General features: G+C 46.9%; 23 protein-coding genes. 2 read left to right on the top strand and 21 right to left on the bottom strand.

Going from position 1 to position 26,548, the window contains the following annotated elements:
- Positions 1–1,272 precede the first annotated feature (1,272 nt).
- Together guaA and guaB are read right to left on the bottom strand one after the other, a co-directional pair.
- Positions 1,273–2,850, bottom strand: coding sequence for a glutamine-hydrolyzing GMP synthase (gene guaA, locus LMJ53_RS12800; protein ID WP_229586598.1), 1,578 nt, complete (start codon positions 2,848–2,850; stop codon positions 1,273–1,275).
- A gap of 58 nt (positions 2,851–2,908) precedes the next feature.
- The gene (gene guaB, locus LMJ53_RS12795; RefSeq protein WP_226751108.1) at positions 2,909–4,378 is read right to left on the bottom strand and encodes an IMP dehydrogenase; all 1,470 of its coding nucleotides are present in this window, start codon (positions 4,376–4,378) and stop codon (positions 2,909–2,911) included.
- A 151-nt stretch (positions 4,379–4,529) separates the two neighbouring features.
- Between guaB and xseA the strand changes: the two genes are divergently transcribed.
- Positions 4,530–5,867, top strand: coding sequence for an exodeoxyribonuclease VII large subunit (xseA, locus tag LMJ53_RS12790; protein WP_229586591.1), 1,338 nt, complete (start codon positions 4,530–4,532; stop codon positions 5,865–5,867).
- 56 nt (positions 5,868–5,923) lie between these two features.
- Here the strand turns inward: xseA and LMJ53_RS12785 are convergent, their stop codons facing one another.
- The 4 genes from LMJ53_RS12785 to LMJ53_RS12770 all read right to left on the bottom strand — a co-directional run bounded on the left by LMJ53_RS12785 (position 5,924) and on the right by LMJ53_RS12770 (position 9,064).
- Positions 5,924–6,334, bottom strand: a complete 411-nt coding sequence (locus tag LMJ53_RS12785) for a hypothetical protein (protein WP_229586589.1) — start codon at positions 6,332–6,334, stop codon at positions 5,924–5,926.
- Between the two features lie 140 nt (positions 6,335–6,474).
- Positions 6,475–6,888 carry a hypothetical protein gene (locus tag LMJ53_RS12780; protein ID WP_229586587.1) on the bottom strand — a complete coding sequence of 138 codons (414 nt, stop codon included), beginning with the start codon at positions 6,886–6,888 and terminating at the stop codon, positions 6,475–6,477.
- A 107-nt stretch (positions 6,889–6,995) separates the two neighbouring features.
- Positions 6,996–7,433: a hypothetical protein gene (locus LMJ53_RS12775; RefSeq protein WP_229586584.1), complete on the bottom strand. Its 438-nt coding sequence runs from the start codon at positions 7,431–7,433 to the stop codon at positions 6,996–6,998.
- A 704-nt stretch (positions 7,434–8,137) separates the two neighbouring features.
- Positions 8,138–9,064 (bottom strand): tetratricopeptide repeat protein, encoded by a 927-nt coding sequence (locus LMJ53_RS12770; protein WP_229586582.1) that lies wholly within the window; start codon positions 9,062–9,064, stop codon positions 8,138–8,140.
- 269 nt (positions 9,065–9,333) lie between these two features.
- Here LMJ53_RS12770 and LMJ53_RS12765 point away from each other — a divergent pair, with 269 nt between their 5' ends.
- Complete coding sequence (locus tag LMJ53_RS12765; protein WP_226751103.1) at positions 9,334–9,903, top strand: gamma-glutamylcyclotransferase; 570 nt, start codon at positions 9,334–9,336, stop codon at positions 9,901–9,903.
- 99 nt (positions 9,904–10,002) lie between these two features.
- Here LMJ53_RS12765 and LMJ53_RS12760 read toward each other — a convergent pair whose 3' ends face one another.
- From LMJ53_RS12760 to iscU, 15 genes are all read right to left on the bottom strand, one after another.
- Entirely contained in the window at positions 10,003–12,261 is a 2,259-nt protein-coding gene (locus LMJ53_RS12760) for an arginine/lysine/ornithine decarboxylase (RefSeq protein ID WP_229586574.1), read from the bottom strand.
- Positions 12,262–12,277: 16 nt separating this feature from the next.
- Positions 12,278–13,753, bottom strand: a complete 1,476-nt coding sequence (gene der, locus LMJ53_RS12755) for a ribosome biogenesis GTPase Der (protein ID WP_226751101.1) — start codon at positions 13,751–13,753, stop codon at positions 12,278–12,280.
- Positions 13,754–13,826: 73 nt separating this feature from the next.
- Positions 13,827–15,014, bottom strand: coding sequence for an outer membrane protein assembly factor BamB (bamB, locus tag LMJ53_RS12750; protein ID WP_229586571.1), 1,188 nt, complete (start codon positions 15,012–15,014; stop codon positions 13,827–13,829).
- A 9-nt stretch (positions 15,015–15,023) separates the two neighbouring features.
- Positions 15,024–15,653 (bottom strand): YfgM family protein, encoded by a 630-nt coding sequence (locus LMJ53_RS12745; RefSeq protein WP_229586561.1) that lies wholly within the window; start codon positions 15,651–15,653, stop codon positions 15,024–15,026.
- Positions 15,654–15,673: 20 nt separating this feature from the next.
- Entirely contained in the window at positions 15,674–16,939 is a 1,266-nt protein-coding gene (hisS, locus tag LMJ53_RS12740; protein WP_229586560.1) for a histidine--tRNA ligase, read from the bottom strand.
- A gap of 101 nt (positions 16,940–17,040) precedes the next feature.
- Complete coding sequence (gene ispG / locus LMJ53_RS12735) at positions 17,041–18,141, bottom strand: flavodoxin-dependent (E)-4-hydroxy-3-methylbut-2-enyl-diphosphate synthase (protein ID WP_226751097.1); 1,101 nt, start codon at positions 18,139–18,141, stop codon at positions 17,041–17,043.
- Entirely contained in the window at positions 18,141–19,121 is a 981-nt protein-coding gene (locus LMJ53_RS12730; RefSeq protein ID WP_229586558.1) for a RodZ domain-containing protein, read from the bottom strand. Before LMJ53_RS12730 ends, ispG begins: the two co-directional genes overlap by 1 nt.
- A complete protein-coding gene (gene pilW, locus LMJ53_RS12725) occupies positions 19,114–21,174 on the bottom strand; it encodes a type IV pilus biogenesis/stability protein PilW (RefSeq protein WP_229586556.1) in 2,061 nt (686 codons plus the stop codon). Before pilW ends, LMJ53_RS12730 begins: the two co-directional genes overlap by 8 nt.
- Positions 21,175–21,195: 21 nt before the next feature.
- Positions 21,196–22,323: a bifunctional tRNA (adenosine(37)-C2)-methyltransferase TrmG/ribosomal RNA large subunit methyltransferase RlmN gene (locus LMJ53_RS12720; RefSeq protein WP_229586554.1), complete on the bottom strand. Its 1,128-nt coding sequence runs from the start codon at positions 22,321–22,323 to the stop codon at positions 21,196–21,198.
- A gap of 140 nt (positions 22,324–22,463) precedes the next feature.
- Positions 22,464–22,895 (bottom strand): nucleoside-diphosphate kinase, encoded by a 432-nt coding sequence (gene ndk, locus LMJ53_RS12715; RefSeq protein WP_226751093.1) that lies wholly within the window; start codon positions 22,893–22,895, stop codon positions 22,464–22,466.
- Between the two features lie 160 nt (positions 22,896–23,055).
- Complete coding sequence (gene fdx / locus LMJ53_RS12710; RefSeq protein WP_226751092.1) at positions 23,056–23,394, bottom strand: ISC system 2Fe-2S type ferredoxin; 339 nt, start codon at positions 23,392–23,394, stop codon at positions 23,056–23,058.
- Between the two features lie 3 nt (positions 23,395–23,397).
- A complete protein-coding gene (hscA, locus tag LMJ53_RS12705) occupies positions 23,398–25,254 on the bottom strand; it encodes a Fe-S protein assembly chaperone HscA (RefSeq protein ID WP_229586552.1) in 1,857 nt (618 codons plus the stop codon).
- Positions 25,255–25,261: 7 nt separating this feature from the next.
- Positions 25,262–25,786, bottom strand: coding sequence for a co-chaperone HscB (gene hscB / locus LMJ53_RS12700; RefSeq protein ID WP_229586541.1), 525 nt, complete (start codon positions 25,784–25,786; stop codon positions 25,262–25,264).
- Positions 25,787–25,804: 18 nt separating this feature from the next.
- Entirely contained in the window at positions 25,805–26,128 is a 324-nt protein-coding gene (gene iscA / locus LMJ53_RS12695) for an iron-sulfur cluster assembly protein IscA (RefSeq protein ID WP_229586539.1), read from the bottom strand.
- A 6-nt stretch (positions 26,129–26,134) separates the two neighbouring features.
- Complete coding sequence (gene iscU, locus LMJ53_RS12690; protein ID WP_226751088.1) at positions 26,135–26,518, bottom strand: Fe-S cluster assembly scaffold IscU; 384 nt, start codon at positions 26,516–26,518, stop codon at positions 26,135–26,137.
- Positions 26,519–26,548 lie beyond the last annotated feature (30 nt).

Raw genomic sequence — 26,548 nt, 5'->3', positions numbered from 1 at the left:
GGCTTTCACCTTAAAGTAGGCGTCGCATTTTCTTTGAGCACTTTATTTTGGCGAAACAAAAGAAAGCACCTCGCCCACGGCGAAAACGTTAAACGCTGCGTAAAGCTTCGGCTGGAGCACGCGGTAAATACCTCCCTGTACGCTCCTCTTTTTCATCCCTGAAAAAGACGTCTTAAGCCAACGTTTACTTCGCTATTAACTCGCTTTACTCCGAACCTAGATCTTCGCTTTGGATATTCATTCCCCCTTTGTAGCGAGCCGACTGATCATCGTTGACCACGGTTTTAAGAAAACGGGTGTTTGAGTGCGGCGACGAAGCATAGCGCGAGTTACGTTTTCGCCTTGGACAACGCATGATCAGCCGGGCTTTCGAGCGGAAGTAGGGTCGCATTTTCTTTGGGTACTTTTCTTTTGGCGACGCAAAAGAAAGTACCTCGCCAACGGCGAAAACGTTAAACGCTGCGTAAAGCTTAGGCTGGAGCACGCTGTAAATACATCCGTGTACGCTCCTCTTTTTCATCCCTGAAAAAGACGTCTTAAGCCAAAGTTTACTTCGCTGTCAACTCGTTCAACCTGATTTGCCACTACAGCAAAAATGATGCTGATAATCTCACTGTTGCAATTGATACAAACTGCTCAACTAAGCGAATACCGCTTAGAATATGAGCTCCCCTTAGAGCGAGCCGACTGATCATCGTTGACCAAGGTTTTAAGAAAACGGGTGTTTGAGTGCGGCGACGGTAGCGCCGCGCGAGTTACGTTTTCGCCTTGGACAACGCATGATCAGCCGGGCTTTCGAGCGGAAGTGGGGTCGCATTTTCTTTGGATACTTTCTTTTGGCGACGCAAAAGAAAGTATCTCGCCAACGGCGAAAACGTTAATCGTTACAAAATAGAGTATTGCTATCAGACCCCGAATAGGCTCTGAAAAGTGTTACCCATGTATCGATAACAAAGTGTTACCTATGTTTATAACTCATACATCGAATTTTCTTTGGGTACTTTCTTTTGGCGAAACAAAAGAAAGTACCTCGCCAACGGCGAAAACGTTAAGCTTTGCTCTGCTTAAAACTTCAGCTAGAACGCGCGGTAAAGATCTCATGGAGCTCGGTATCTCACCCCAAAGGTATGAAAAACTCAAGGCCTGACCCCATCGGCAAAAGAAAGTACCTCGCAAACAGCGAAAACGTTCAATCCACTAAACTGTCACCAACAAAAAAGGCGCCGCAGCGCCTTTTAAACCATTTAAACTGAAGAGTTTAAACGATAAAACTTATTCCCACTCAATCGTCGCGGGTGGCTTACCACTGATATCATACACCACACGAGAAATACCGTTGATTTCATTGATAATACGGTTAGACACTTTACCCAGTAAATCATAAGGTAAATGCGCCCAATGCGCAGTCATAAAGTCGATGGTTTCAACCGCACGCAGTGATACCACCCAATCGTACTTACGCGCATCACCCATCACACCCACCGATTTTACCGGCAAGAAAACCGTAAAGGCTTGGCTGACTTTGTTGTATAGGTCGGCTTTATGCAGCTCTTCAATAAAGATCGCATCAGCACGGCGCAGTAGGTCGCAGTATTCTTTTTTCACTTCGCCCAATACCCGAACCCCTAAACCTGGGCCTGGGAACGGATGGCGGTACAACATGTCATAAGGTAAACCCAGCTCTAAACCGACTTTACGCACTTCATCTTTAAATAATTCACGCAACGGCTCAACTAAGCCCAACTTCATATGCGCCGGTAAGCCACCGACGTTATGGTGCGATTTAATCACATGGGCTTTACCGGTGGCAGAGCCAGCAGATTCAATAACGTCAGGGTAAATAGTGCCTTGCGCTAGCCACTTGGCGTTTTCCAGTTTTTGTGATTGTTCATCGAACACTTCAACAAACACACGGCCGATAATTTTACGTTTAGCTTCTGGCTCGTTTTCACCGGCTAAGGCGTCTAGGAAACGATCTTCGGCGTCTACTTTAATGATATTTAAGCCAAAGTGATCACCAAACATATCCATCACTTGCTTGCCTTCGTTTAAACGCAACAAGCCGTTATCAACAAAGACACAGGTCAAATTTTTACCAATAGCGCGGTGCAGCAACATAGCTACTACAGAACTGTCGACGCCACCGGATAAACCTAAAATAACTTGGTCATCACCAATTTGCTGCTTTAAACGGATCACCGCATCTTCAATAATGGTCGCGGGTGTCCAAAGGCGGTCACAACCACATATGTCTACAACAAAGTGCTGTAACATCCGCAGGCCTTGGCGAGTATGCGTGACTTCTGGGTGGAACTGCACACCGTAAAACTGACGCGCCTCATCCACCATACCGGCATGTGGGCAAGTGGCCGTGCTGGCACAAGTTTCAAAACCGGCTGGGATTTCAACCACTTTATCACCGTGGCTCATCCAAACATCTAATAAGGCATTACCGTTAGCGCCAATGTGATCTTCAATCTTGGCGAATAAATCATTCGGAGCAACCACTTCAACCTGAGCATAACCAAATTCACGTAGATCAGAGCCTTGCACCTTGCCGCCTAACTGCTCAGCCATGGTTTGCATGCCGTAACAGATGCCCAACACGGGCACGCCCGCTTCAAACACATATTGCGGGGCACGTGGCGAGTTTTGCTCAGTCACGCTTTCTGGGCCACCCGATAGAATAATACCGGTTGGATTAAATTCACGAATTTGTGCTTCAGTAACATCCCACGCCCACAACTCGCAATAAACACCAATTTCACGCACGCGGCGGGCAATCAGCTGGGTATATTGAGAACCGAAATCGAGGATCAGAATGCGATGATGATGAATATTCTTGTTCATACTAACCTTTTAAAAAGTACAGGGGCTGACCTAAGTCAGCCCTGATAGCAAAAAACAGTTACCCTAAACGGTAGTTTGGTGCTTCTTTTGTGATTTGCACATCATGCACGTGCGATTCACCCATACCTGCAGACGTCACTTTAACGAACTGTGGCTTGGTGCGTAGCGTGTTGATATCTGGGCTTCCGGTTAAGCCCATGGCAGAGCGTAAACCACCCATTTGCTGGTGAATGATGGTTTCGATTGGGCCTTTGTAAGCCACTCGACCTTCAATACCCTCGGGTACCAGTTTTTCGGCATTATTGCTGCCTTGGAAATAACGGTCTGATGAACCATTGCGCTGCGCCATTGCGCCTAATGAGCCCATACCACGGTAAGATTTGTAATAACGCCCTTGATATAGCTCAACTTCGCCTGGTGCTTCTTCAGTACCGGCAAACATAGAGCCCACCATCACGCAGTTTGCACCAGCCACTAAGGCTTTGGCGATATCACCAGAGAAGCGAATACCGCCATCGGCAATAATGCACACATCTAAACCTTGCACACCTTCAACGGCATCAGAGATAGCGGTAATTTGTGGTACACCACAGCCAGTAACAATGCGCGTAGTACAAATTGAGCCTGGGCCGATACCCACTTTAACAGCATTAGCACCCGCTTCAGCTAACGCCTTAGCGCCTTCAGCTGTTGCGACATTACCTGCCACGATTTGAAGATCGGGATACTGAGCACGCGTTTGTCTTACGCGCTCTAACACACCTTCAGAGTGACCGTGCGAGGTATCAATTAATAGAATATCCACACCGGCTTCAACTAACGCCGCGATGCGCTCATCTGTACCTGGGCCTACACCGACCGCAGCACCCACGCGTAAACGACCTAATTCGTCTTTACAAGCATTAGGCTTACTGGCTGCTTTGTAATAATCACGAACCGTAATTAAGCCTTTTAATTTGAAATGATCATCGACCACTAACACCTTTTCAATCCGATGTTGGTGCATCAGTTTTAAGGCATCTTCCCGTGGCGCGTTTTCATTTACCGTGACCAGTTTTTCCCGTGGCGTCATCACCGCAGTTACTTTGGCTTGCAAATTTGCTTCAAAGCTCATGTCGCGACCGGTAACAATACCGACTAACTCGCCTTGTTTGTCTAAAACGGGGAAACCTGAAAAGCCATGTTGTTCGGCTAAGGCTTGAACATCACGCACCGTCATATCCGCTAGTGCGGTAACCGGATCGGATACTACGCCACTTTCGTATTTTTTGACTTTGCGTACATTGGCTGCTTGCTCTTCGATGGTCATATTCTTATGAATAAAACCAAGGCCGCCTTCTTGCGCTAAAGCAATAGCAAGGCGTGCTTCCGTTACAGTGTCCATTGAAGCGGAAACCATAGGAATGCTAAGCGTGATTGTTTTGGTTAACTGAGTGCGTAAATCAGCGGTGTGGGGTAGCACATTTGAGTGCGCCGGAACCAATAACACGTCGTCAAAGGTTAAAGCTTCTTTAATGATCCTGAGCATTGCAACAATCTCGCTGTGTGGATGAAAAGATAGGGAATGTTGCGGTGCAATTTTAGCGGAAATAGTGCAACAGAACAAACGCTTTTTTCTTTTTGTCAGGATAAGGTTTGATAACGTACACTAAGGGCATGAACAAGTCGTTGAGTTAATCATGCAGCAGTCTGAGATTTATACCGTTTCCCGTTTAAATAGCGAAGTACGCCTTACCCTCGAATTACAGTTTCAGCAATTGTGGTTAAGCGGTGAAGTGTCGAATTTTGTGGCGGCCGCGTCCGGGCATTGGTATTTCAGTTTAAAAGATCAGGCAGCGCAGGTAAAAGTAGCGATGTTTAAGCAAGCCAACCGCAATGCACTGATCCGGCCGCAAAATGGCCAGCAGGTTTTATTACGCGCCCGGATTAGTGTCTATGAACCGCGCGGCGAGTATCAATTATTAGCCGACTTTATTGAGCCCGCCGGCGATGGTTTATTAAAACAACAATTTGAACAGTTAAAAAATAAACTGGCTGCCGAGGGTTTATTTGCAGCCGAGCGCAAAAAAGCGCTACCGGCTAATCCGCGCACCGTCGGCGTGATTACCTCACCCACCGGTGCCGCCGTGCGCGATATTATTACTGTGCTGCAACGCCGTGCTCCCGGTATTAAGGTGATCGTTTACCCATGCCAAGTGCAAGGTGACAGCGCTGCTGGGCAGCTACGGCAAATGCTCAGTACTGCCATTCAGCGTGATGAGGTTGACGTATTAATTATTGGCCGTGGTGGTGGTTCGTTAGAAGACTTGTGGTGTTTTAACGACGAAGCCTTGGCCAGAGCCGTGGCGCAGTGCCCTATTCCGATTGTCAGTGCCGTGGGGCATGAAATTGATTTTGCACTCACCGATTTTGTAGCAGATGTGCGGGCGGCAACCCCTTCCGCGGCGGCTGAACTGGTGTCACCCGATCAAAGCCATTTTGTGTTGCAACTGCAACAACTGTCGAGCCGCTTAGTTCGAGCCCAACGCTTGTTTTTGCAAAGGCTGACACCCAAGCTCAGTCAGTTACAGCTACGCTTACAACAACTGCACCCACAACGCCGTTTAGAACAACAGCAACAGCGCCTAGATGAGTTACAACTGCGCTTACAACGGGTGATGCAGCTACAGTTAAAGCAAGCTAAACGCCAACACAGCTATTTACAACAAAGCTTGCTGCATCTCTCGCCCGCTAAAACCTTGAAGCAACAACACAACCTGTTGCAGCAACTTCAACGCCGCTTGCAGCACGCGCAGCAACAACAGGTAAAACAGCAACAACAAAAACTGGCTAAACTTAGTGCGCAACTACACACCGTTAGCCCACTCGCCACCCTAGCTCGTGGATACAGCATAAGTTTTAATGCCGCAGAGCAAGCCATTACCAGCAGCTCACAACTAAAGTTAGGCGATACTATCAGTACGCGTTTAGCAGAGGGCTGCTTTATGGCAACGGTGACAGAAGTGATTCACAAATAAGGGGAAGATAAGCCATCTTCAACAACTTGTTTTAATTGGTCTTTATTAGCAACACTTTAAATAGCGGCACAGCTTTCTGCGTTCTGCTGGCTAAACGTGTTAAATTCATTACTAATTGGAGGTAGAAACATAGCTAACATAACCGCGCCATTTGCCATTTGGAGCATATCCCACAAAGCCGTTTCCCAGCCATAATATATTGCAGGCCCTGTAAATACCGATACCGGTAAAATGAGCAATGAAACGATTAAATACAGCCATCGGCCCCAGTTACGGAACAATAAAACGCCAACCACCGAGGCAAAAATGAGTATTATCAGTAATAAACCTATTGCACCACAAAACACAGGACTTAAGTCAAAATACGTTTGCCAATCAACTGTTTCTGGCAATACATTCCGAGCTGGCGCTAAAGCGCCATTATCAAAAAAGTACAATGCAGCAAAAATAGCTATCTCAAACAGCAAAAGCCCAATTACTGCTAACCTGAATATGAATCGATTACGCATGAGTTACCTTTGAGTTTAACGCCCAAATCTAGCGTGGAAAGCCGCACAGTATATTGACATCAAAACAAGCGTTTTTTGCTGACGATAATATGTATTTGTTAGGCATTGGCCGGCTTTGTACTTCGAGCTAATAAGTAAAAACACACGGCTAACAATAGGTAACGCGGTAAGGTTGTGACTAAGCTATGGAGTACCTCTGGCTTTGTCTGCACCACAAAATAAAGCTGCAATAACACTAGAGGCGCGAGCAACAAAGCATAGATAGTGATATCTGGCTTTCTGATTACGACCTTACTGGCGAAAGCGAACACTAAAAAAGCTGCCGCCAACGGCACCGCAATGGTGAATAAGTCGACCAGTGTAAATGCAAGCAAGCCTGATACTTGTGCCACAGGTTTAAGAATGTCAGCAGGTATGGCTGCCGCGGCACCAATCCCAGCAATAACAATTGACGCGTAAGCTAGTGCAATACCCAGCACAACAGCGATTGCTCTATTTTTAAGTTGGCCCATCTACTTACTCCTTTTATTCGTTGCGCAAAGCCTTGGGGCGGCAGGAACGCAGCGTAAGCCGTCCAAGCCATGGTAGCAGCGACAACAGCGCCTTGTTAGGCATGGCTTTATAACACTTTAATTTGAGACGCTTGAGTTACACGAATATGCGTCTGGTAATAGTATTTACCTGTAGGTTGCCCCCTTGATGTAAAGTCAATTCTAACCCGGTTCGCATCACCAATAACCTGAATCTGTTTTCCTTTAAAAAGCTCAATAGCAGCTTGCCCAGTATGGTCATTTAATTCTTTTACAGCATCATGGGACAGAGCAATAGTGATATTTCTTTGGTCTCTGTAATCTAATTCTGTGTTTAGAAAGATTCGATCATCGCCAATTTGCGTGCCAGTAGATTGAATTAATAAGGTGTATTTTCCATAAACGCCAGCTGGGGCAGAGTCTGCAGCGGCTTGTATTATTTGCATCGTGTCGGATGTGGTTAATGCTGGTGATGTGGCACACCCTGTGAATATGGCTAACGAAAAAATTATTAATAAACATCTCATTTCTTTAAGTTCCTTTTAAATGCCTAACTGCTATTAAGTAGACCTCTTAGCTGCATCCAAAAGGCTAAATAAATTTATACTTAGGAGTTTACCGAAAATCAACATATTGAAAAGATAATTAGTTATTAAATTGACCAAATTATTAAGAAGTTTCACTTATGCTCTTTGTTTTAAAGAAATATTCATCTAGAACAGCAAAAGAAAGTGCCTCGCCAATGGCGAAAACGAAGTATTTCGGTATCTGACTTAAAGTTTGAAGCTTACAAAACGTTAAACGCTGCGTAAATCGTCGGCTGGAGCACGCGGTAAATACGTCCCTGTACGCTCCTCTTTTTCATCCATGAAAAAGACGTCCCCAGCCAACGTTGACTTCGCTGTTAACTCGTTCAGTTCCAACCCAAATGTATTTCAAAAGCCATCACAGTTTATTGCTGTTAATCCCATTAGTTTACAAGCCGGGCAACCCTTGCGAAAAGATTTGTATCTGACCTCAAAGGTTTCCCCCGTCTGCAGCGAGCCGACTGTACATCCTTGGTCAAGGTCTTAACGGATGTTTGAGTGCGGCGTTGCTGCGCCGCACGAGTAACGTTTTCGCCTTGGGCTATAGCAGGAGCAGCCGGGCTTTCGAGCGGAAGTGGTCGCGTTTTCTTTAGGTATTTTCTTTTGGCGACGCAAAAGGAAGTACCTCGCCAACGGCGAAAACGTTAACGCTTCGGTTCACCGGTTATAACTTGATTAGTTAACTTAGGCCCCATTTCTGCGGCAAAAGTATTACAGCTAAAACTTACACCACAAGCGGTAGTCACCATTGATGCACTGCCTTTAGAGTAAACACCTTTACGCTGAAGTTGTGCAATCACATCAGATAATATGGAATCGGGATTGTGGTCATTGGTTGATACCTTAATCACCTCTACTGCATAAGCTTGCTGTAAATCGGCCACTAACCCTGCGGTGTCGGGTTTCGTTGCCAGCATGGCAATCGTTTCTTGTAAAAAAGGTCTAGAGGCTTCATGGCCCGATATCATTAGGCGTTTAAAAAGCTGAGCAGCGCCTTCTAAATCAAGTTGGGTAAAGAGACCTTGCTGTTTCAACCTCGCTAGCAAAAACATCGCTTCAACGGAACGCTGGTCACTGGCTTGTTGTAATAATTTGATAGCTTCATCTGCAAAAACGTTGGCTTCATCGGCATTGGCGGCATCAGCCTGCTGTAATAACAATAAAGTCTTTTTATACTGTGCAGACACGTGTCCAAGTGATACCGCTTGCGCTAATAATGCATCAGCTTGTGCTAAATTTTGTTCTACAACAAACCCTTCTCGATACCATTCCGATAAGGTAAACACGGCCATCGGGTGTTGACTCGCCGCTGCACGCTCTAAGTAGCTTAACGCTTTTTTGTGATCAACCTCACGGCCGTCGCCTGTCGCGTAGATCATACTGAGTAATGTCATTGCAGGGTAGTTATTGTGACGCGCCATTTTATGTAGTTTAACAATTTCACTTTCACACTGATCATCGCTACACAGTAAGTGAGTTGAAACCTGAGTATTTGAATGCACTTGTAAGGGAAACAAAAAAGGCAAAACCACTAAGCCGGTTAATAATAAATGCTTATTAAAATTCTTCATCTTCAATCCTTATCAATAAAAAACCTGATTAAACATTAGGCTCTAAAACCCAAAATGGCAACCATAAAGAATAAAATAATTAAATAAATTTACTTATTTTTCACTAAAATCCATTTTATTGCAGGGTGCAATCCAAAAACGACTTTCTGACAAAAACTCGAAGCAGGCTGCTTTGTGATATTCTTGAATACTCATTATCATTTTATGAGCGGCGTATTGTTACGCTTAATGATTAAGAATCATTTTAAATTTCAGCTGTACGGAGTGCTATGTCACACAATACCATCGCTTTAAATCAGCAACGCCAACCGCTTGATCACCTCGACTCGGTGTGGCTGTTTGGCTATGGCTCGTTGATTTATAAGGCGGATTTTCCTTATCTACAGCGCAAGCCTGCCTGTATTTATGGCTGGCAGCGCCGTTTTTGGCAAGGCTCACATGATCATCGTGGTACACCAGAGGCACCTGGTCGTGTTTTAACGCTAATTGAAGCCCCTGGTGAGCGCTGTGCCGGTATGGCCTATCAGGTGACACCTCAAACTTTTACTCACTTAGACCATCGTGAAAAGAATGGTTATCTGCGCTTTTTTACTGAATTACATTGGCAAGATGAGCCCGGCCAAACGGCGGGCTTGGTATATTTAGCCAGCGCCGATAATGAAGCTTATCTAGGCCCAGACAGTGATGCGGCCATTGCGGCACATATTGCGGTAAGTGCTGGTCCAAGTGGCCCGAATAGCGAGTATTTACTGCAACTGGCCGCAGCACTTCGTGAGTTGGGTGAACATGATGAGCATGTATTTGCGATAGAGCGAGAACTGTTAAACCTGCTAGCGTGAGATACCATGTATTAACATAAACCTGCGAGTTTAAATCAAACGCGTAAAAAAGGTCGCACTAGGCGACCTTTGATTTAAATAACGCAATAGCGGTTTTGCTTAAGCTTCTTTTACCACATCAATAAAGTACTTCACTTCACCGTCGACCAACTCACGCACTAAACCGTGCACGTCGGTTTCAAAACCGGGGAACTCGCCATTGAACGCACGGGTAAACTTCAGGTAGTTGATAATGGTTTTATTGAAACGTTCGCCTGGCACCATCAGTGGAATACCTGGTGGATATGGCGTCACTAACATGGCCGTTACCCGCCCTTCGATTTCATCTATCGACACTCGCTCAATTTCACGGTGAGCCATTTTCGCCCAAGCATCAGCCGGTGTCATCGCCGTCTCAATTTGCGACAAGTACATTTCGGTGGTCACTTTGGCCACGTCATACTTGCGATACATATTATGAATGCGCTGACACAGATCGCGTAAACCGACTTTTTCGTAACGCTTGTTCTTACCCGCAAACTCTGGCATGACGCGCCATAACGGCAAGTTTTGGTCGTAATCGTCTTTAAACTGCTGTAACTCGGTCACCATAGAGTTCCAACGACCTTTGGTAATACCAATGGTAAACATAATAAAGAACGAATACAGACCGGTTTTCTCGATAATAATACCGTGCTCAGACAAGTATTTACTGACAATCGCCGCCGGGATCCCGGTTTCATCAAACTGGCCATGCAAGTTCATCCCCGGTGTGATGATAGTGGCTTTGATGGGGTCCAGCATATTAAAGCCTGACTCGATATCACCAAAACCGTGCCAGCTATCAGTAGCATGTAATACCCACTTTTCGCGATGGCCAATGCCTTCGTCTGGCAGAATATCGGGGCCCCATACTTTAAACCACCAATCATCATCGCCAAATTCGTCATCGACTTTGCGCATCGCCCGACGAAAATCGATGGCTTCCAACAACGACTCCTCCACCAGCGCCGTGCCGCCGGGTGCTTCCATCATCGCCGCAGCCACGTCACAGCTGGCAATAATGGCATATTGCGGGCTAGTCGAGCTGTGCATCAAATAAGATTCATTAAAGCGGTGGGTATCTAAATTACGCTTTTCGGCATTTTGTACCAAAATTTGCGAAGCTTGAGATAAACCAGCTAACAATTTATGGGTAGATTGCGTAGCAAATACCAGCGTTTCTTCCGAGCGCGGCCGATCTTTACCAATAGCATGCATTTCATGATAAAACTCATGGAAGCTGGCATGCGGTAACCACGCTTCATCAAAGTGCAAGGTGTCGATTGTTGAGCCTAGCTCTTGCTTAATTTCTTCCACGTTATACAAAATACCGTCATAGGTACTTTGAGTAATGGTTAAAATACGCGGCTTTTTGTTCTTGGCATTGCGAGCAAACGGATTGGCTTCAATCTTTTTGGCAATGGCTTCGGGCGAAAACTCACTTTTCGGAATAGGCCCAATAATGCCGTAATGGTTACGGGTGGGCATTAAAAACACGGGAATAGCACCGGTCATAATGATCGAGTGTAAAATCGATTTATGGCAGTTACGGTCCACCACCACGATATCACCGGGTGCCACCACAGAGTGCCACACCATCTTATTCGAGGTGGAGGTCCCGTTTGTCACAAAGAATAAATGATCGGCATTAAAGATACGCGCCGCATTCGCTTCACTTTCGGCCACAGGCCCAGTGTGATCAAGCAGTTGGCCTAATTCATCTACCGAGTTACACACATCAGCCCGAAGCATGTTTTCACCAAAGAATTGGTGAAACATTTGGCCCACCGGGCTTTTTAAGAATGCCACACCACCAGAGTGACCTGGGCAGTGCCATGAGTATGAACTGTCTTGGGCATAATCCATCAGCGCATTGAAAAATGGTGGCGCTAAGGCGTCTAAATATTTACGGGCTTCACGAATAATATGCCGCGCGACAAACTCAGGCGTATCTTCGAACATATGAATAAAACCATGTAGCTCGCGCAAAATATCATTCGGTATATGCCGACTGGTTCGGGTTTCACCGTACAAAAAAATCGGAATATCGGCATTGCGCTTACGCACTTCTTTGACGAAAGCACGCAGCTCAATCAGCGCTTTATTCACATCATCGTTGCTGCCACTGCCAAACTCTTCGTCATCAATCGACAAAATAAAACAAGATGCGCGGCTCGCTTGTTGGGCAAAAGCGGTTAAATCGACATAGCTGGTGTAACCCACGACTTCAAAACCATGGCCACCAATCGCTTGGGCGAGATCACGAATCCCCGAACCTGAAATATTTTCTGAGCGGAAATCTTCGTCTATTACAATAACCGGAAAACGGAATTTCATCTGTTAGTCCTTGCTGTTAATCTTTTTTAGCCACTTTTTGACGGGCTTTCATTAAGCGCTCACGCTTGTACTTTTGCAGCGCAGTCTCAGTATTTTTCTTGGTGGGCGTATAGGGGTTCTCACCCTCACGGAATTCAATACGCACTGGCGTACCCATCATTTGCAGCGCTTTTCGGTAGTAGTTCATCAAATAACGCTTATACGAGTCTGGCAAATCTTTCACTTGGTTACCGTGAATGACGATAATCGGTGGGTTATAACCACCGGCATGCGCATATTTCAATTTAACGCGACGACCATGCACCATCGGTGGCTGGTGATCTTCTTGCGCCATTTTCATGATGCGGGTTAATAACGAGGTACTAACGCGTTTCGTGGCAGAATCAAAGGCTTCTTCAACCGAGTCGAATAGATTACCCACGCCAGAACCATGCAGAGCAGAAATAAAATGTAAGCGGGCAAAGTCGATAAAACCAAGGCGACGATCTAACTCGCGTTTAATTTCGTCTTTCACACCGTCGTTTAAGCCATCCCATTTGTTCACCGCTAACACTAAGGAACGCCCAGCATTCAATACGAAGCCCAAGATACTCAAATCTTGATCTGAAATGCCTAAACGGGCATCCAATACCAAAATGACTACGTTGGCATCTTCAATCGCTTGCAATGTTTTAACAACCGAGAACTTCTCGACCATATCATCAATCTTGCCGCGACGACGAACACCCGCAGTGTCAATCAAGGTGTAATCACGCTCATTACGCTGCATCGGAATATACACTGAGTCACGAGTGGTACCCGGCATATCGAACACCACTACCCGCTCTTCACCCAGAATACGATTGGTCAGTGTCGATTTACCCACATTAGGCCGGCCAACAATGGCTAACTTGATATGTTCAGAGCGCAGTCTGGCCGCTTCTGCGGCAGCGTCCTCTTCAGAGACATCCGTGTAATCGCTGATCACGGAATCTTCGCTAGCTGTTTCGTCTTTTTGTTGTTGCAAGAACGGCAATAAGGCATGTTGCAACAAAGAAGAGACTCCCCGGCCATGTGCGGCCGCGATGGGGTAAACTTCGCCTATGCCCAAACTGTAAAAGTCGGCAACGGCGGTATCTGCGTCTAGACCATCGGTTTTATTGGCGACCAAAAAGACGGGCTTTTCCACCCGACGAATATGAGCCGCAATCGCTTGATCGCCCACCGTTGAACCGGCGCGTGCATCGACAAGGAACAGCACAACATCGGCTTCAGCAATGGCTTTTAACGATTGATCGGCCATTTCGACTTCAATACCGTGCTCATTGCCGTCGATACCACCGGTATCCACCACAATAAACTCCATGCCTTCGAAGTTGACCGAGCCATATTTGCGATCACGTGTTAATCCCGGAAAGTCGGCAACAAGCGCATCGCGGGTGCGGGTTAAACGGTTAAACAGTGTTGATTTGCCAACATTGGCGCGCCCAACCAGGGCCACTACAGGTAACATTTAGTCAACCTCAAAAATAAGAAAACAGGCCTCAGTTTAGGCCTGTTTTCTGTTAAGTAGATTAATACGCAGTTTAAGGCGTTTGTAATAATACTAGCTCACCATCACGAGTTGTGACGACTATATAGTCATTATTGGCAACAGCTTCACGATAAAAGCCTGAATCATCAAAGCTTTGTCTGGCAACAAAGTCACCGGTGTTGCGATCAAACCAATGCAAATTACCTTTGCTATCACCGATAACCAGGTAGTCTTTATACACGGTAGGGCCCGTTAAAAAGTGTTTATGTAAACCGGTTTGACTCCAGATCTCCGAGCCGTTACGACGGTCTACCGCATAAATACGACCTTCAGAATCGACCAGATAAATCACTGAGCCGCTGATCGCCATATTGCGGAAACTGGCGTAATCGCGCTTCCAAGATTGCTGACCCGAACGCAGATCTAATGCAAATAACTCACCGTTAAAGGCGATAGTATAAACTGTGCCCCCAACGACCAATGGCTTAGCATCCACATCGACCAAACGTGATAAGTCGGTACTGCCTTTTGGTGTCGCAACCGTTTCTTCCCAAGCTTGGAAACCACGATCGACTAACAATACGCCGACACGACCATTCGCTGTACCGTATATAACGCCGCCGCTTTCAATAACCGGCTCGCTGACACCGCGGATCGTTAAAGGAGGCTGTTCGTTTTCAAACACCCAACGCTGCTCGCCATCATCGGGGCTTAATGCCAAAAGCGTACCGGTACCTAATTTAACTACCACAAAGCCATCGCCGACCGCAGGGCTCACTAACACTTCACCCGGCACTTGCGCACGCCAAACTAAAGTGCCCGTGACCGCATCGAGCGCAACCACTTCGCCATTTTCAGTACCTAAAAAAAGCTTACCGTAACCTTGGCTAATACCACCAGCAATGCGGGCATTACCTTCAGACCAGCTTAAGTTTAATTTTTGCCAAGCAGACACTTGCGCGTCTTGGCGTAAATCAAAGGTCCATAAGCGCTTGCCTGTGGCCAGATCTGCTGCCACCACAATGCCTTCACGGCTGGCCATAAACACTTTGTCATCTAAAATCAGGGGTTTTAAGCCTGATTCGTAATGGCCCACGCCGTCACCGACTTGCATCGACCACACTTTCTTCGGGCTAATTCGATTTTCGATATCGGGCAGTACTAATTTTTCTTTGCTAGAACAAGCAATCAACGTTAGCGAAATCAACGCTAACGCCGCATGTTTTAAGGCAAATTTCATATCGGCCCCTTAATTCGCAGCGGTGATGTGCGCCAGCTCATCAAGTTTAATCTGCAATAATTGCGTATTTTGGCCGGCGTTGCTAAAGGCGACTTGATAAGCCGCTTTCGCCGCAACTAAATCACCCGTGGCTTGTAACACATCGCCTTTCAGCTCTGCTTGTTGCCCAACAAAACTTGATGGTACAGCTTGCTCTAAGGTTGCTAAAGCGCCGGTATAGTCACCTGTTTGACGTTGTACACGTGCTAAACGTAACTGAGCAATCGCCTTAACGCTAGCGTCTTTGCTGTTTTGCTGCACCCAGCTTAACTGCTTAATCGCTTCGGCAAAATTCTCAGCGGTCACCGCATCTTTCGCCGCTAATAACGCCGCGAACACGGCATAATTATTATTGCCTTGCTCGCTAATAAAAGCTTGCGCTTCTGCTAAGAAATCATCCTCACTGGCTTGCTTTTGCACCAATTGAGCATAACTGTTAGATAATGCTTCAGCACTCGCTCGCTGTTCAGCCTGATAAAAGCGCCAGCCATACAGGGAACCTAAACCGATCACCACACCGCCTAAGATGGCTTTGCCGTATTCATTCCAAAACCGTTTAAGGGCTTCAACCTGTTGTTCTTCGTCTGTGTAAATTTCCACCTAACTACTCCGTTATGCTCTCAGGCCAGATGCTGAGCCAATTCGCTCAGTTTCAAGGTTTGTTGTGGCTGATCCTGACGTAACCATTTTAAGGTGATTTCGCCACGGGCCAGTTCTTCATCGCCTAAAATCAGTGCTAATTCGGCACCTGATTTATCAGCCCTTTTAAATTGTTTTTTTAGATTGCCGCCACCGCAATGCAAGATAACACGTTTGGTCGGCAAATCGCTACGCAGCCTTTCGGCAACGCTAACGGCTGCAAGTTCCGCAGACTCACCCATTGCCATCAGATAAATATCTGCGGTTGGGGCTAATACTGGCGCTAACTCTAATGTTTGCAGTAATAAAATCAAGCGCTCTAAGCCTAAAGCAAAACCAACGGCCGGCGTAGGTTTGCCGCCAAGCTGTTCGACTAAACCATCGTAACGGCCACCGGCACACACTGTACCTTGCGAACCCAGCTCTGTGGTTACCCACTCAAACACGGTACGATTGTAATAGTCTAAGCCGCGCACAAGGCGTGGATTAATGGTAAAACTAATGCCCGCCGCGGTTAAGCGTGCTTGTAATTGATTAAAATGCGCTGTTGACTCGGCATCTAAATGATCGGCTAGCTTTGGTGCAGCGGCCAGCATCTCGGCCATAGCAGGGTTTTTGCTATCCAGCACCCGTAAAGGGTTGCTGTACAAACGGCGCAAGCTGTCTTCGTCCAGCAGATCTTTATGCTGTTCTAAATAGGCTACCAAGGTATCACGATAGGCCGCGCGCGCGTCATTCGAGCCTAATGAGTTCAGCTCTAAGCTCACATAAGGGGTTAAACCCAGCTTTTGCCATAAACGCGCACTTAATATGATCACTTCCGCATCAATATCAGCACTGCCAATACCAAAAGCTTCTAAGCCAAATTGGTGAAATTGGCGATAGCGGCCTTTCTGCGGCCGTTCATGGCGAAACATTGGGCCGGTGTACCACAGGCGTTGTTCTTGGTTATACAGTAAGCCGTGCTCATTACCCGCACGCACACAGCAGGCAGTGCCTTCTGGTCGTAAGGTTAAGCTGTCGCCATTGCGATCATTGAAACTGTACATTTCTTTTTCAACGATATCGGTAACTTCGCCAATAGAGCGTTTGAACAGCTCGGTCATCTCCACAATGGGAAAGCGAATTTCACTGTAACCATAGCTAGCCGCGGTGTCGCGAAGGACTTGTTCTACATATTGCCACAGACCAGAATCCTGCGGCAGGCAATCGTTCATGCCACGAATTGCCTGAATTTGCTTAGCCAAAATAATGCTTCCGTTTAACTATTACGCAAAGAGCACCGCTAAGGTGTCTGCAAAAGCAGGGATTATAGAGCCTGCGCCGCAAAACACCAAGCATCCTACTCTTAGAGTTGTTTTACTGCGATACGTTGTTGCAAATACTGCCGTACTTGAAACTCGAGTTGTTCAGCAATTTGCCCGTTATCCAACCGCAACTTTTGCCGCTCGCCGTTGATATAAAAGCCACTTTTACGATTGGCGCCGGCCACACCCAGATCTGAAATTAACGCTTCACCCGGGCCATTGACGACACAACCAATCACGGACACCGTTAAAGGATCAACAATATCTTCTAAACGTTGCTCTAACTCATTCATGGTTTTAATCACGTCGAATTCTTGGCGTGAACAACTGGGGCAGGCAATAAAATTAACACCACGCGAGCGGATCCGCAGTGATTTCAAAATATCAAACGCCACTTTAACTTCTTCAACCGGATCGGCCGCTAATGAAATGCGCAGTGTATCGCCGATACCTTCTGCCAATAACATCCCTAAACCAATAGCCGATTTTACTGCGCCGGCTCTTGCGCCACCTGCTTCGGTAATGCCTAAATGCAGTGGTTGTTTAATTTGCTTTGCCAGTAAACGATAAGCGCCGACGGCTAAGAACACGTCGGAGGCTTTTACGCTGACTTTAAAATTGTCGAAGTTAAAGCGATCCAGAATATCGACGTGCCGCATGGCTGATTCTACTAGCGCTTCGGGCGTTGGCTCACGGTATTTCTCTTGAATATCCGCTTCTAAGGAACCGCCATTCACACCAATACGGATGGGAATATTGTAATCTTTAGCAGCATCGACCACCGCGCGAATACGATCTTCTTTGCCAATGTTACCCGGATTAATGCGCAAACAATCAACACCATACTCAGCCACTTTTAAAGCGATTCGATAATCAAAATGTATATCGGCAACTAAAGGTACTGGCGATTGCTGTTTAATCAGCTTAAAGGCTTCGGCAGCTTCCATGGTTGGCACTGAAACACGCACTAAATCAGCACCAGCAGCTGCAATGGCGCGAATTTGTGCGACGGTCGCGTCAACATCCGTGGTGCGAGTATTGGTCATTGACTGTACGGCGATTGGCGCATCACCGCCAATTAATACATTTCCTACTTTAATTTGAGTAGATTGCCGACGTTTAATCGGATTTTCTGCAAACATTATTCGTTCTGTCCTGACAAAGTAAATTTGGCAACACGGCCTCCAGGATATTTCGACATATCATAAGGCTGTTGGTTTAATTCGATGGCGACCACGCTGGGGTTGCCTAAGGTAATCACAAACGGTGCCTTGGCATTCAGTTCCATAATGTAGCCAGCTTGCTTGGTGCCATAAGCGACTCGTTCGCCACTGGCATCCACGACATCAATCCAGCAGTTTTCGGCAAACGTCATTTTTAACCGATCTAAACCACTGTCGTTACTGTCGCCAAAAGATTCTGTGGTCAGTTCGCTGTTTTCTGGGGCAAGCAGCGTGTCAGTACTTGGCGCTGGCAACTCAACCACGGGCACACTGCTGGGTAATGCAGACGAATTGCTTTGCGTTACCGACTCGCTCACTGAGCTTGCTGGCTCATTGCTGTTATCTGCTGTGTTATTGGCCGCTGGTGGTGACTCCCAGCTGCTAGGCTGTGTAACGGTTTGCGTAAGTGGAATAGTCCCGCTTGATTCTGTCAGCGCGGGCGTTGTGCTGCTGGTCGGTAGGCTATCGCTAGTGACAAAATCACGCGAGCCCTGCCAAAACCAAATGGCTAACGAAGCCAGTAAAATAGCGGCAATCAAATAAGTCAGCCACATAAAACGAGCTTCAGTTTGCTGCTTGGCCTGCCGATTAGAAAAGGTTTTCATGGTTTTAACCGGCGCACTATTGACATGGTGCGCCTGTTCAAACTGTTTCAGTAGTGGCAACTCAGGTAATTTTAAATACCGCGCATAGGCACGAACATAACCACGCATAAAGGTCGGCAGGATGTTTTTATCAGGTTCATCGGCTTCAATGCATTGCAACACTTCCGCTTTTAAATTTAGCTGTTGTGCCACATCCTTTAAAGATAAGCCGCGTTTCTCACGTGTTTGCCGTAAGATCTGACCGACCGTCAATTCTGGTGCTGAGCTCGCTTCAAGTTGTTCGTCATTAGTCATGATTAATTGATGCCGGATCCACAATGTAAAGTTTTTGCCCGATGGTTAAACGGCTTTGTTCCGTTAACGCATTCCAGGCCATGAACCGCTCTAAACGAATATTATAGCGGTACGAAATGGCAAACATAGTGTCACCTTCAGCAACCAGATGAAAATATTCATCGACTGGCTGCGCATTGGCCAATCGCACTGGCGGTGCACCCGAATCTGGCGGGGCATCACTCGGAGCTAACCAGATTTTTTGTCCTACCCGCAATTTAGAGGTTGGCGTTAAGGCGTTCCACTCTTGCAGGCGGGTTAATAAAATATTGTAATTTACCGAGATGCTGTGAAGTGATTCGCCCTCGGCGACTTTATGAAAAGGCACATCACTGATATCAGCAATAAGCTCGTTATTGCTTTGTGGCATCGTTATGGTTGGCTTTGCAGAAGAGATAGGTTGCCCTGGCGCAACAGCATCAGGCCCGGCAGGTAAATTCGCTGTAACGGCGGCTTCTGCAGTATTTGCCACGGTTTGTCTGGTTAAAGGCTCAGGCTGAACGGTCAGCGCGGCGGCTGGTTCAGTTGACATCATGCTGGGCGCAGCGCTATCCACAGCTGCTGTTGTTAATGCTTCTAATGCCTTCTTGGTCTCAAGCGCAGGCGTAACCGCTGACGGCTCTTGTGCCGTTAGCTGGGTGCTCGCGGTGGGGGTATTAGACACAGCGGTAAGTTGCGCTTCAGGTGCAGCGCTGGTGGTTGTAACAGGGCTTAGCCTTTGTTGCGCTGTAACGGCGCTTTGCGGTTTTGTTGCTTGCAGCGCCGCGTCGCTGCGCTGTGTTATGGTCTTGTTGCTGAGCTCATTTTGTGTGATGAGCGCAGCTTGAGCACTGAGTTCTTCTGCTGTGGCAGCCGCTGTATTGTTGGCAGCATTCACGGTTTCGTCGTTTAACAGCACATGCTCAACCGGTAAAGCCGGTGGAAGTTCAGCCGGCTTGGTTTGTTGCGCACTAAAGCTGTTAGCAATATCCACCACCGAATGCGTCGGCTCTGGCTGACGCGGTACCGCCGCAGTGGACGGTGTAGGGTTATGGCTTAGCGCAGCAGCAGGCGTATTCGCTACAGGCGTATCGTTAACCGGCTCGGCTTCGGTCGATTTGCGTCGTATCCGCAACTGCGGGTTAGCCACCGGTTGCCGCTGTTGTTTGGCGGCAGGTGTATCAGTAACCACAGGTTGAATGCTAGCCAGAAGTTTTTGCTTGTAGCGTTCACGCAACTGCTCAAACTCGCTATCCAATGTGCGTTGCTGTAACAGCAATTTGGCTTCAGCCGTATCAATATACAGTGTCAGCAATAGCTGCTCGGCATGGCGCATGGTTGCCATATCACCCTGCTTTTCAGACACCAAATAATTTAATAAAGTGCTGCGCGCAGAGACACGACCTACACGTTGAATGCGCTGCAAATCAGCTTTGGCATCAATTAAGTTACCCATGGCATAATTAACCGAAGCACTGTTGATTAAGGCACTAATCCGCGTGCCATTGTGTGAGATAGAAGACCCTAAATAGGTTCGGGCTTGTTCAAAACCGTTTTGTTCTAACTGACACAGGGCTAAATTTTCGTAACTTTCCGCCACGCGGATATAACCGGGCTTGGAAATGGCCGATAACAACAGCTGTTCAGCCTCGGCGTACTTTCCTATTTGGCAAAGAAAAGCACCATAATTATTGTAAGCATCCGCATTGTTTGAATCTTTAGCAATGGCTTGCTTGTAAGCGTTTTCAGCCTGAGTATGTTCGCCCACCGTTTGGTAGTAATAAGCCAGGGCGTTAAACACTTCTGGCAAATTAGGTGCCATCGTTTTGGCACGCTCAAGATTATAAAGCGCTTGCGTCGTATCGCCACGACGCAAATAGTTTAAACCTAGCGAAATTCGGGTTCTAGCAGCTTCGGTGTTATCCACACTGCGCTGGCTAACCTGGCGCTCATTCGCAACATAAGTGCTCTCAGAAACACATCCTGAGAGTATTAACAATGCCGTAAGCGCGGTGACAACAGGAAATCTCTGCATTACCACTGGCGTTCCCTTTTGTTATTGCAGCTCTTTTATTGTGATTGACTCACCTTTCTGCTGCTTTTTCATTAAACGTTTAGTTCGGTCGATAACATCACCAACCAGCTGCCCGCAAGCCGCATCAATATCATCGCCTCGGGTTTTACGTACCATAACAGTAAAACCATGTTCTTGTAAGACCTTGTTAAAACGATCAATCCTAGAATTGCTCGAACGCTTATAAGGCGATCCAGGGTAAGGATTAAATGGAATTAAGTTAATCTTAGCAGGGGTTTCTTTTAAAGCGAGAGCCAGTTGATGCGCTTGCTCCATGCTGTCATTGATGCCATCGAGCATAACGTACTCTACGGTGACTTTATCGTTGGCTTTTGATTGCGCAACATAGCGCCGCGAAGCCGCTAAAAACTCTTCCATGGGGTACTTTTTGTTGACTGGAACCAACTGATCCCGTAAAGCATTATTGGGGGCGTGTAACGAAATGGCCAAAGCGACATCAATACGCTCACGTAATAAATCTAACGCGGGCACAACACCCGAGGTGCTTAAAGTGACACGACGTTTAGATAAACCAAAACCGAAGTCTTCCATCATCAGTTCCATCGCAGGCACAACGTTATTCAAATTTAGCAGTGGCTCGCCCATGCCCATCATCACCACATTGGTAACGGGTTTTACACCAGTATCGCCATAGCTGCCGATAATTTGGCAAACACGCCAAACCTGACCGATGATTTCTGAGACAGATAAATTACGGTTAAACCCTTGCTGCGCAGTAGAGCAAAATGAACAATCTAGCGCACAACCCACCTGTGAAGAAACACAAAGTGTACGGCGATCTTTTTCGGGGATCCAAACGGTTTCAACTTCTTGACCACCCGCTAAGGCCATCACAAACTTGATGGTGCCATCGGCACTATCTTGCCGCGTCGCCACGACTGGGGCTTTAATTTCGCAGCGCGTTTTTAAAACATCGCGTAGCTTTTTGTTAATATTGGTCATCTTGTCGAAATCATCGACACAGTAATGGTATATCCACTTCATTACCTGATCGGCACGAAACGGTTTTTCGCCAAGCGTGACAAAAAATTCCTGCATCTGCGATCGGGTAAGATCTAACAAATTAACTAAAGTGGATGAGCTACTCATTCCAGGATACTCCTGCTAACCAATATAACTATCTATTCAGAACAATAACTTACGCTATTGTCGTCATGCTCACCGCAGTGAGGGCATTAATGCACAAAAGGGGCTCGCGCCCCCTTTGTTTATTCACTTAACGCTGAAAATTAACGTGTGCGGCTGCACAACTCAGCTTCAGTGAAAAAGTAAGCGATTTCACGCGCAGCAGAAGCCGCAGCGTCAGAACCGTGTACCGCGTTCTCGTCAATGCTAGCAGCGAAATCTGCACGTAAAGTACCCGCGAAAGCATCTTTCGGGTTAGTAGCACCCATGATTTCACGGTTTTTACGAACGGCATCTTCACCTTCTAACACTTGAACCATTACTGGGCCAGAGGTCATGAAAGAAACTAATGCATTGAAGAATGGACGCTCTTTGTGCTCAGCGTAGAAACCTTCAGCCTGTTCTTGGCTTAAGTGTAACATCTTGGCAGCAACAATGCGTAAACCTGCAGATTCGAAACGGCTGTAGATAGCACCGATGTGGTTCTTGGCTACGGCATCAGGTTTTACGATAGAGAAAGTACGTTCTAAGGCCATGTCTGGCTCCTATTAATCTAATAAAGGGTTAAAAAATTTGGGCGGCAAATTATACGCTAAAAGTTATAAAAAACCTAGCTTGAAGAAAAGATTGCCTAGGGAGGTAACACACTTACTGCGCTCTGTGCTGCGACTAGGCAGCGCAGAGCGCTAGCGGGGCTTAATGCCCTTCGCTGACCATATTCAGGGTATATTTCGGGATCTCAACCACTAAGTCGTCATTGGCAATTCGCGCCTGACAACCTAAGCGAGATTCCGGCTCTAGACCCCAAGCCTTGTCCAGCATGTCTTCTTCTAACTCGTCACTTTCGTTTAACGAGTAAAAACCTTCACGTACCACAATATGGCAGGTAGTACAGGCACAAGACTTTTCACAAGCATGTTCAATGGCAATACCGTTGCGCAGTGCAACATCTAATACCGTTTCGCCACTTTTAGCGTCGAGAGCCGCGCCTTCAGGGCATAATTCGGCATGGGGTAAAAATACGATTTGTGGCATAACTTAGACCTCATCTACCTTATGACCTTGCAGCGCTAAACGAATAGATTTATCCATGCGAAGAGCTGCAAATTCATCTGTTAACTGGTTGGTATGTTCTATGGCAGCTTTAATGGCCGCGGTATCTTGTTGCTGACGTAACTCACTTAAGGTGGCTAACGCTTGCTTAATGTCGGCTTGCTTCTGCTCATCAAGTAACGCCGCATCAGAGGCTAACGCTACACTAACGGCTTCAATGACTCGTTCTGCTTCAACTTGCTGTTCACGCAACAAGCGCTGCTGCATATCTTGTCTGGCGTGCTGCATCGAGCCACTGATCATACTAGCAATTTGATCATCACTTAAACCATAAGACGGCTTCACTTGAATACTGGCTTGCACACCGGTCGATTTTTCTTCGGCACTAACATTGAGTAAACCATCGGCATCAACCTGAAAGGTTACGCGAATATGAGCGCCACCGGCAGGCATCGGAGGAATACCGCGTAATTCAAAGCGTGCTAAAGAACGGCAATCTTCGACTAATTCGCGCTCACCTTGCACGACATGAATCGCCATCGCCGTTTGACCATCTTTGAAGGTGGTAAACTCTTGGGCACGCGACACCGGGATCACCGTATTGCGTGGAATAATTTTTTCGGTTAACCCGCCCATGGTCTCAATGCCTAACGACAGTGGGATCACATCAAGCAACAAGGTTTCATTGTCTGCTTTATTACCCACCAGCACATTGGCTTGAATAGCCGCGCCTAAGGCCACCACTTTATCAGGGTCGATACTGGTTAATGGCTCGGTATTAAAAAACTCTGCCACTTGCTGCCTGACAAGGGGGACTCGGGTAGACCCACCAACCATGACCACTTTTAACACTTCATCGGTGGTCAAGTCAGCATCGCGAAGGGTTTGACGGCAAGCCCGGATGGTTTTTTTCACCAACGTCAGGATTAACTGATCTAACTCAGTACGGGTTAAAGTTCCCTTCACCTCTTGTTGATCGGCAGTAAAATGATAATCGCAACGAGCCTTATCGGTTAATGCTTCTTTCAAGGCCCGAGCTTGCTGCTGATATTGGCGCTGCGCACTAAAGGATAAATCAGTTTGGCCGCTACGTTCTTTTAATTCGTTAACAATGGCTTGATCAAAATCGTCACCACCGAGTGCTGAGTCCCCTCCGGTCGCCAGTACTTCAAACACGCCGCGACGCAAACGTAAGATGGAGATATCAAAGGTACCGCCGCCTAAATCGTAAACGGCAATGACGCCCTCTTGGCCACTGTCGAGGCCATAAGCTAAGGCTGCCGCTGTTGGCTCATTTAATAAGCGCAGCACGGTTAAACCGGCTAACTTAGCGGCATCTTTGGTTGCCTGGCGCTGAGCATCATCAAAATAAGCCGGTACGGTAATGACTACGCCATTCAGTTCGCCACCAAGTGTTTCACTGGCGGTATTCGCTAAAGTAGCCAGAATTTCAGCAGAGATCTCTACCGGGTTTTTGATACCCTGTACCGTTTCGATAGCGACTAAGCCGGTTTGCTCCACTAAGCGGTAAGGTAGCGCATTGGCTAAAGCCACGGTTTCTTGATAGCCCTTGCCCATTAAACGCTTAACCGAAACAATCGTATTTTCAGCATCGCTAACGGCAGCGGCTTCGGCAGCACTACCGACTTGCACACCGTCTTTAGTGTAACGAACCACGGAAGGAACCATCGCTTCGCCCGCTTGGTTCAGCAAAGTTTTTGCTTCACCACTGCGTACTGTTGCAACTAAGGAATTAGTGGTGCCCAGATCAATGCCTGCGGCCAACCGATGTTTATGCGGGGCCGCACTTTGGCCCGGCTCTGCAATTTGTAGTAAAGCCATAGTGAAATTAGTCTTGTAGTTGCTGTTCGATTAACTCCAGCTCTTGCTGCAGTTTATAAAAGAATTTTAATTTACGTACCAACTCGGCGGCGAGCTGATCTTGTTCAGCGCTCTGCTCAACGAGGGCTTCGCTTAACGCCTTTAACAGCTGTTTGCGTTGCTGCTGGATCTGTTGCTCAATAGCAAACAAGGCCGCTTCTGGATCGGCCTCGTCTTGTAATTCTGCTAGTTGCTCGCGCAATTCCATTTGCTGCATTAAAAACAGCGGGTCGGTAAAACTGCGCTGTTCATTGCTAATTTTCAAACCACGTAACGCTAACATATGCTCAGCCCGCAGCAAAGGCTGCTTTAAGCTGTGATAAGCATCGTTAATGTTGGCCGTTTGCTGCACCGACATCAAGCGATCACGCTCAGAGCCGGCCGCAAAATTATCGGGGTGAAAACGCTTTTGCAACGACAAATAACGCGAACCTAATTCGGTTAGATCCAGTTCAAATGTCTCAGGTAAATCAAACAACCGAAAGTAATTCATGCTACCTCAGGGTCTGCATTACACTGTAAAGCTTTCGCCACAACCGCATTCGCCGTTGACGTTCGGATTGTTAAATTGAAAACCTTCATTCAGGCCTTCTTTAACAAAATCAAGCTGCGTGCCGTCGATATATACCAAGCTTTTGCCATCCACAATAAGTTTTAAACCATGATCTTCAAACACCTGATCATCGTCGTTCAACTCATCAACAAATTCCAGTACATATGCCAATCCAGAACAGCCGGTGGTTTTTATCCCTACGCGCAGGCCAACACCTTTACCGCGATTATGCAGATAACTACTGACCCGCTCGGCCGCCGCTGCTGTCATTGAAATCGCCATCGGGCATTAGCCTCCGTGCTTTTGTTTGTAATCTGCGATAGCGGCTTTAATAGCATCTTCAGCTAAAATTGAGCAGTGAATTTTTACCGGTGGTAAAGCGAGTTCCTGCGCAATATCGGTGTTTTTAATTAGCTGTGCTTCGTCTAAGGTTTTACCTTTTACCCACTCAGTAACCAGTGAGCTTGAAGCGATAGCACTACCACAACCATACGTTTTGAACTTCGCATCTTCGATGATGCCTTGCTCATTGACTTTGATTTGTAGTTTCATTACGTCACCACAAGCCGGCGCACCCACCATGCCGGTGGCAACGGTTGGATCATCTTTAGCAAAAGCGCCAACGTTGCGTGGATTTTCGTAGTGATCAATAACTTTATTGCTGTAAGCCATGTTAATACCCTCTGTTGTGGCGATAGCGCC

The sequence above is a fragment of the Rheinheimera sp. UJ51 genome, from assembly GCF_020819615.1.
Lineage (GTDB): Bacteria > Pseudomonadota > Gammaproteobacteria > Enterobacterales > Alteromonadaceae > Alishewanella > Alishewanella maricola.
Note: the sequence above shows the minus strand (reverse complement) of the source record. Positions and strands in the feature narration are given on the sequence as shown.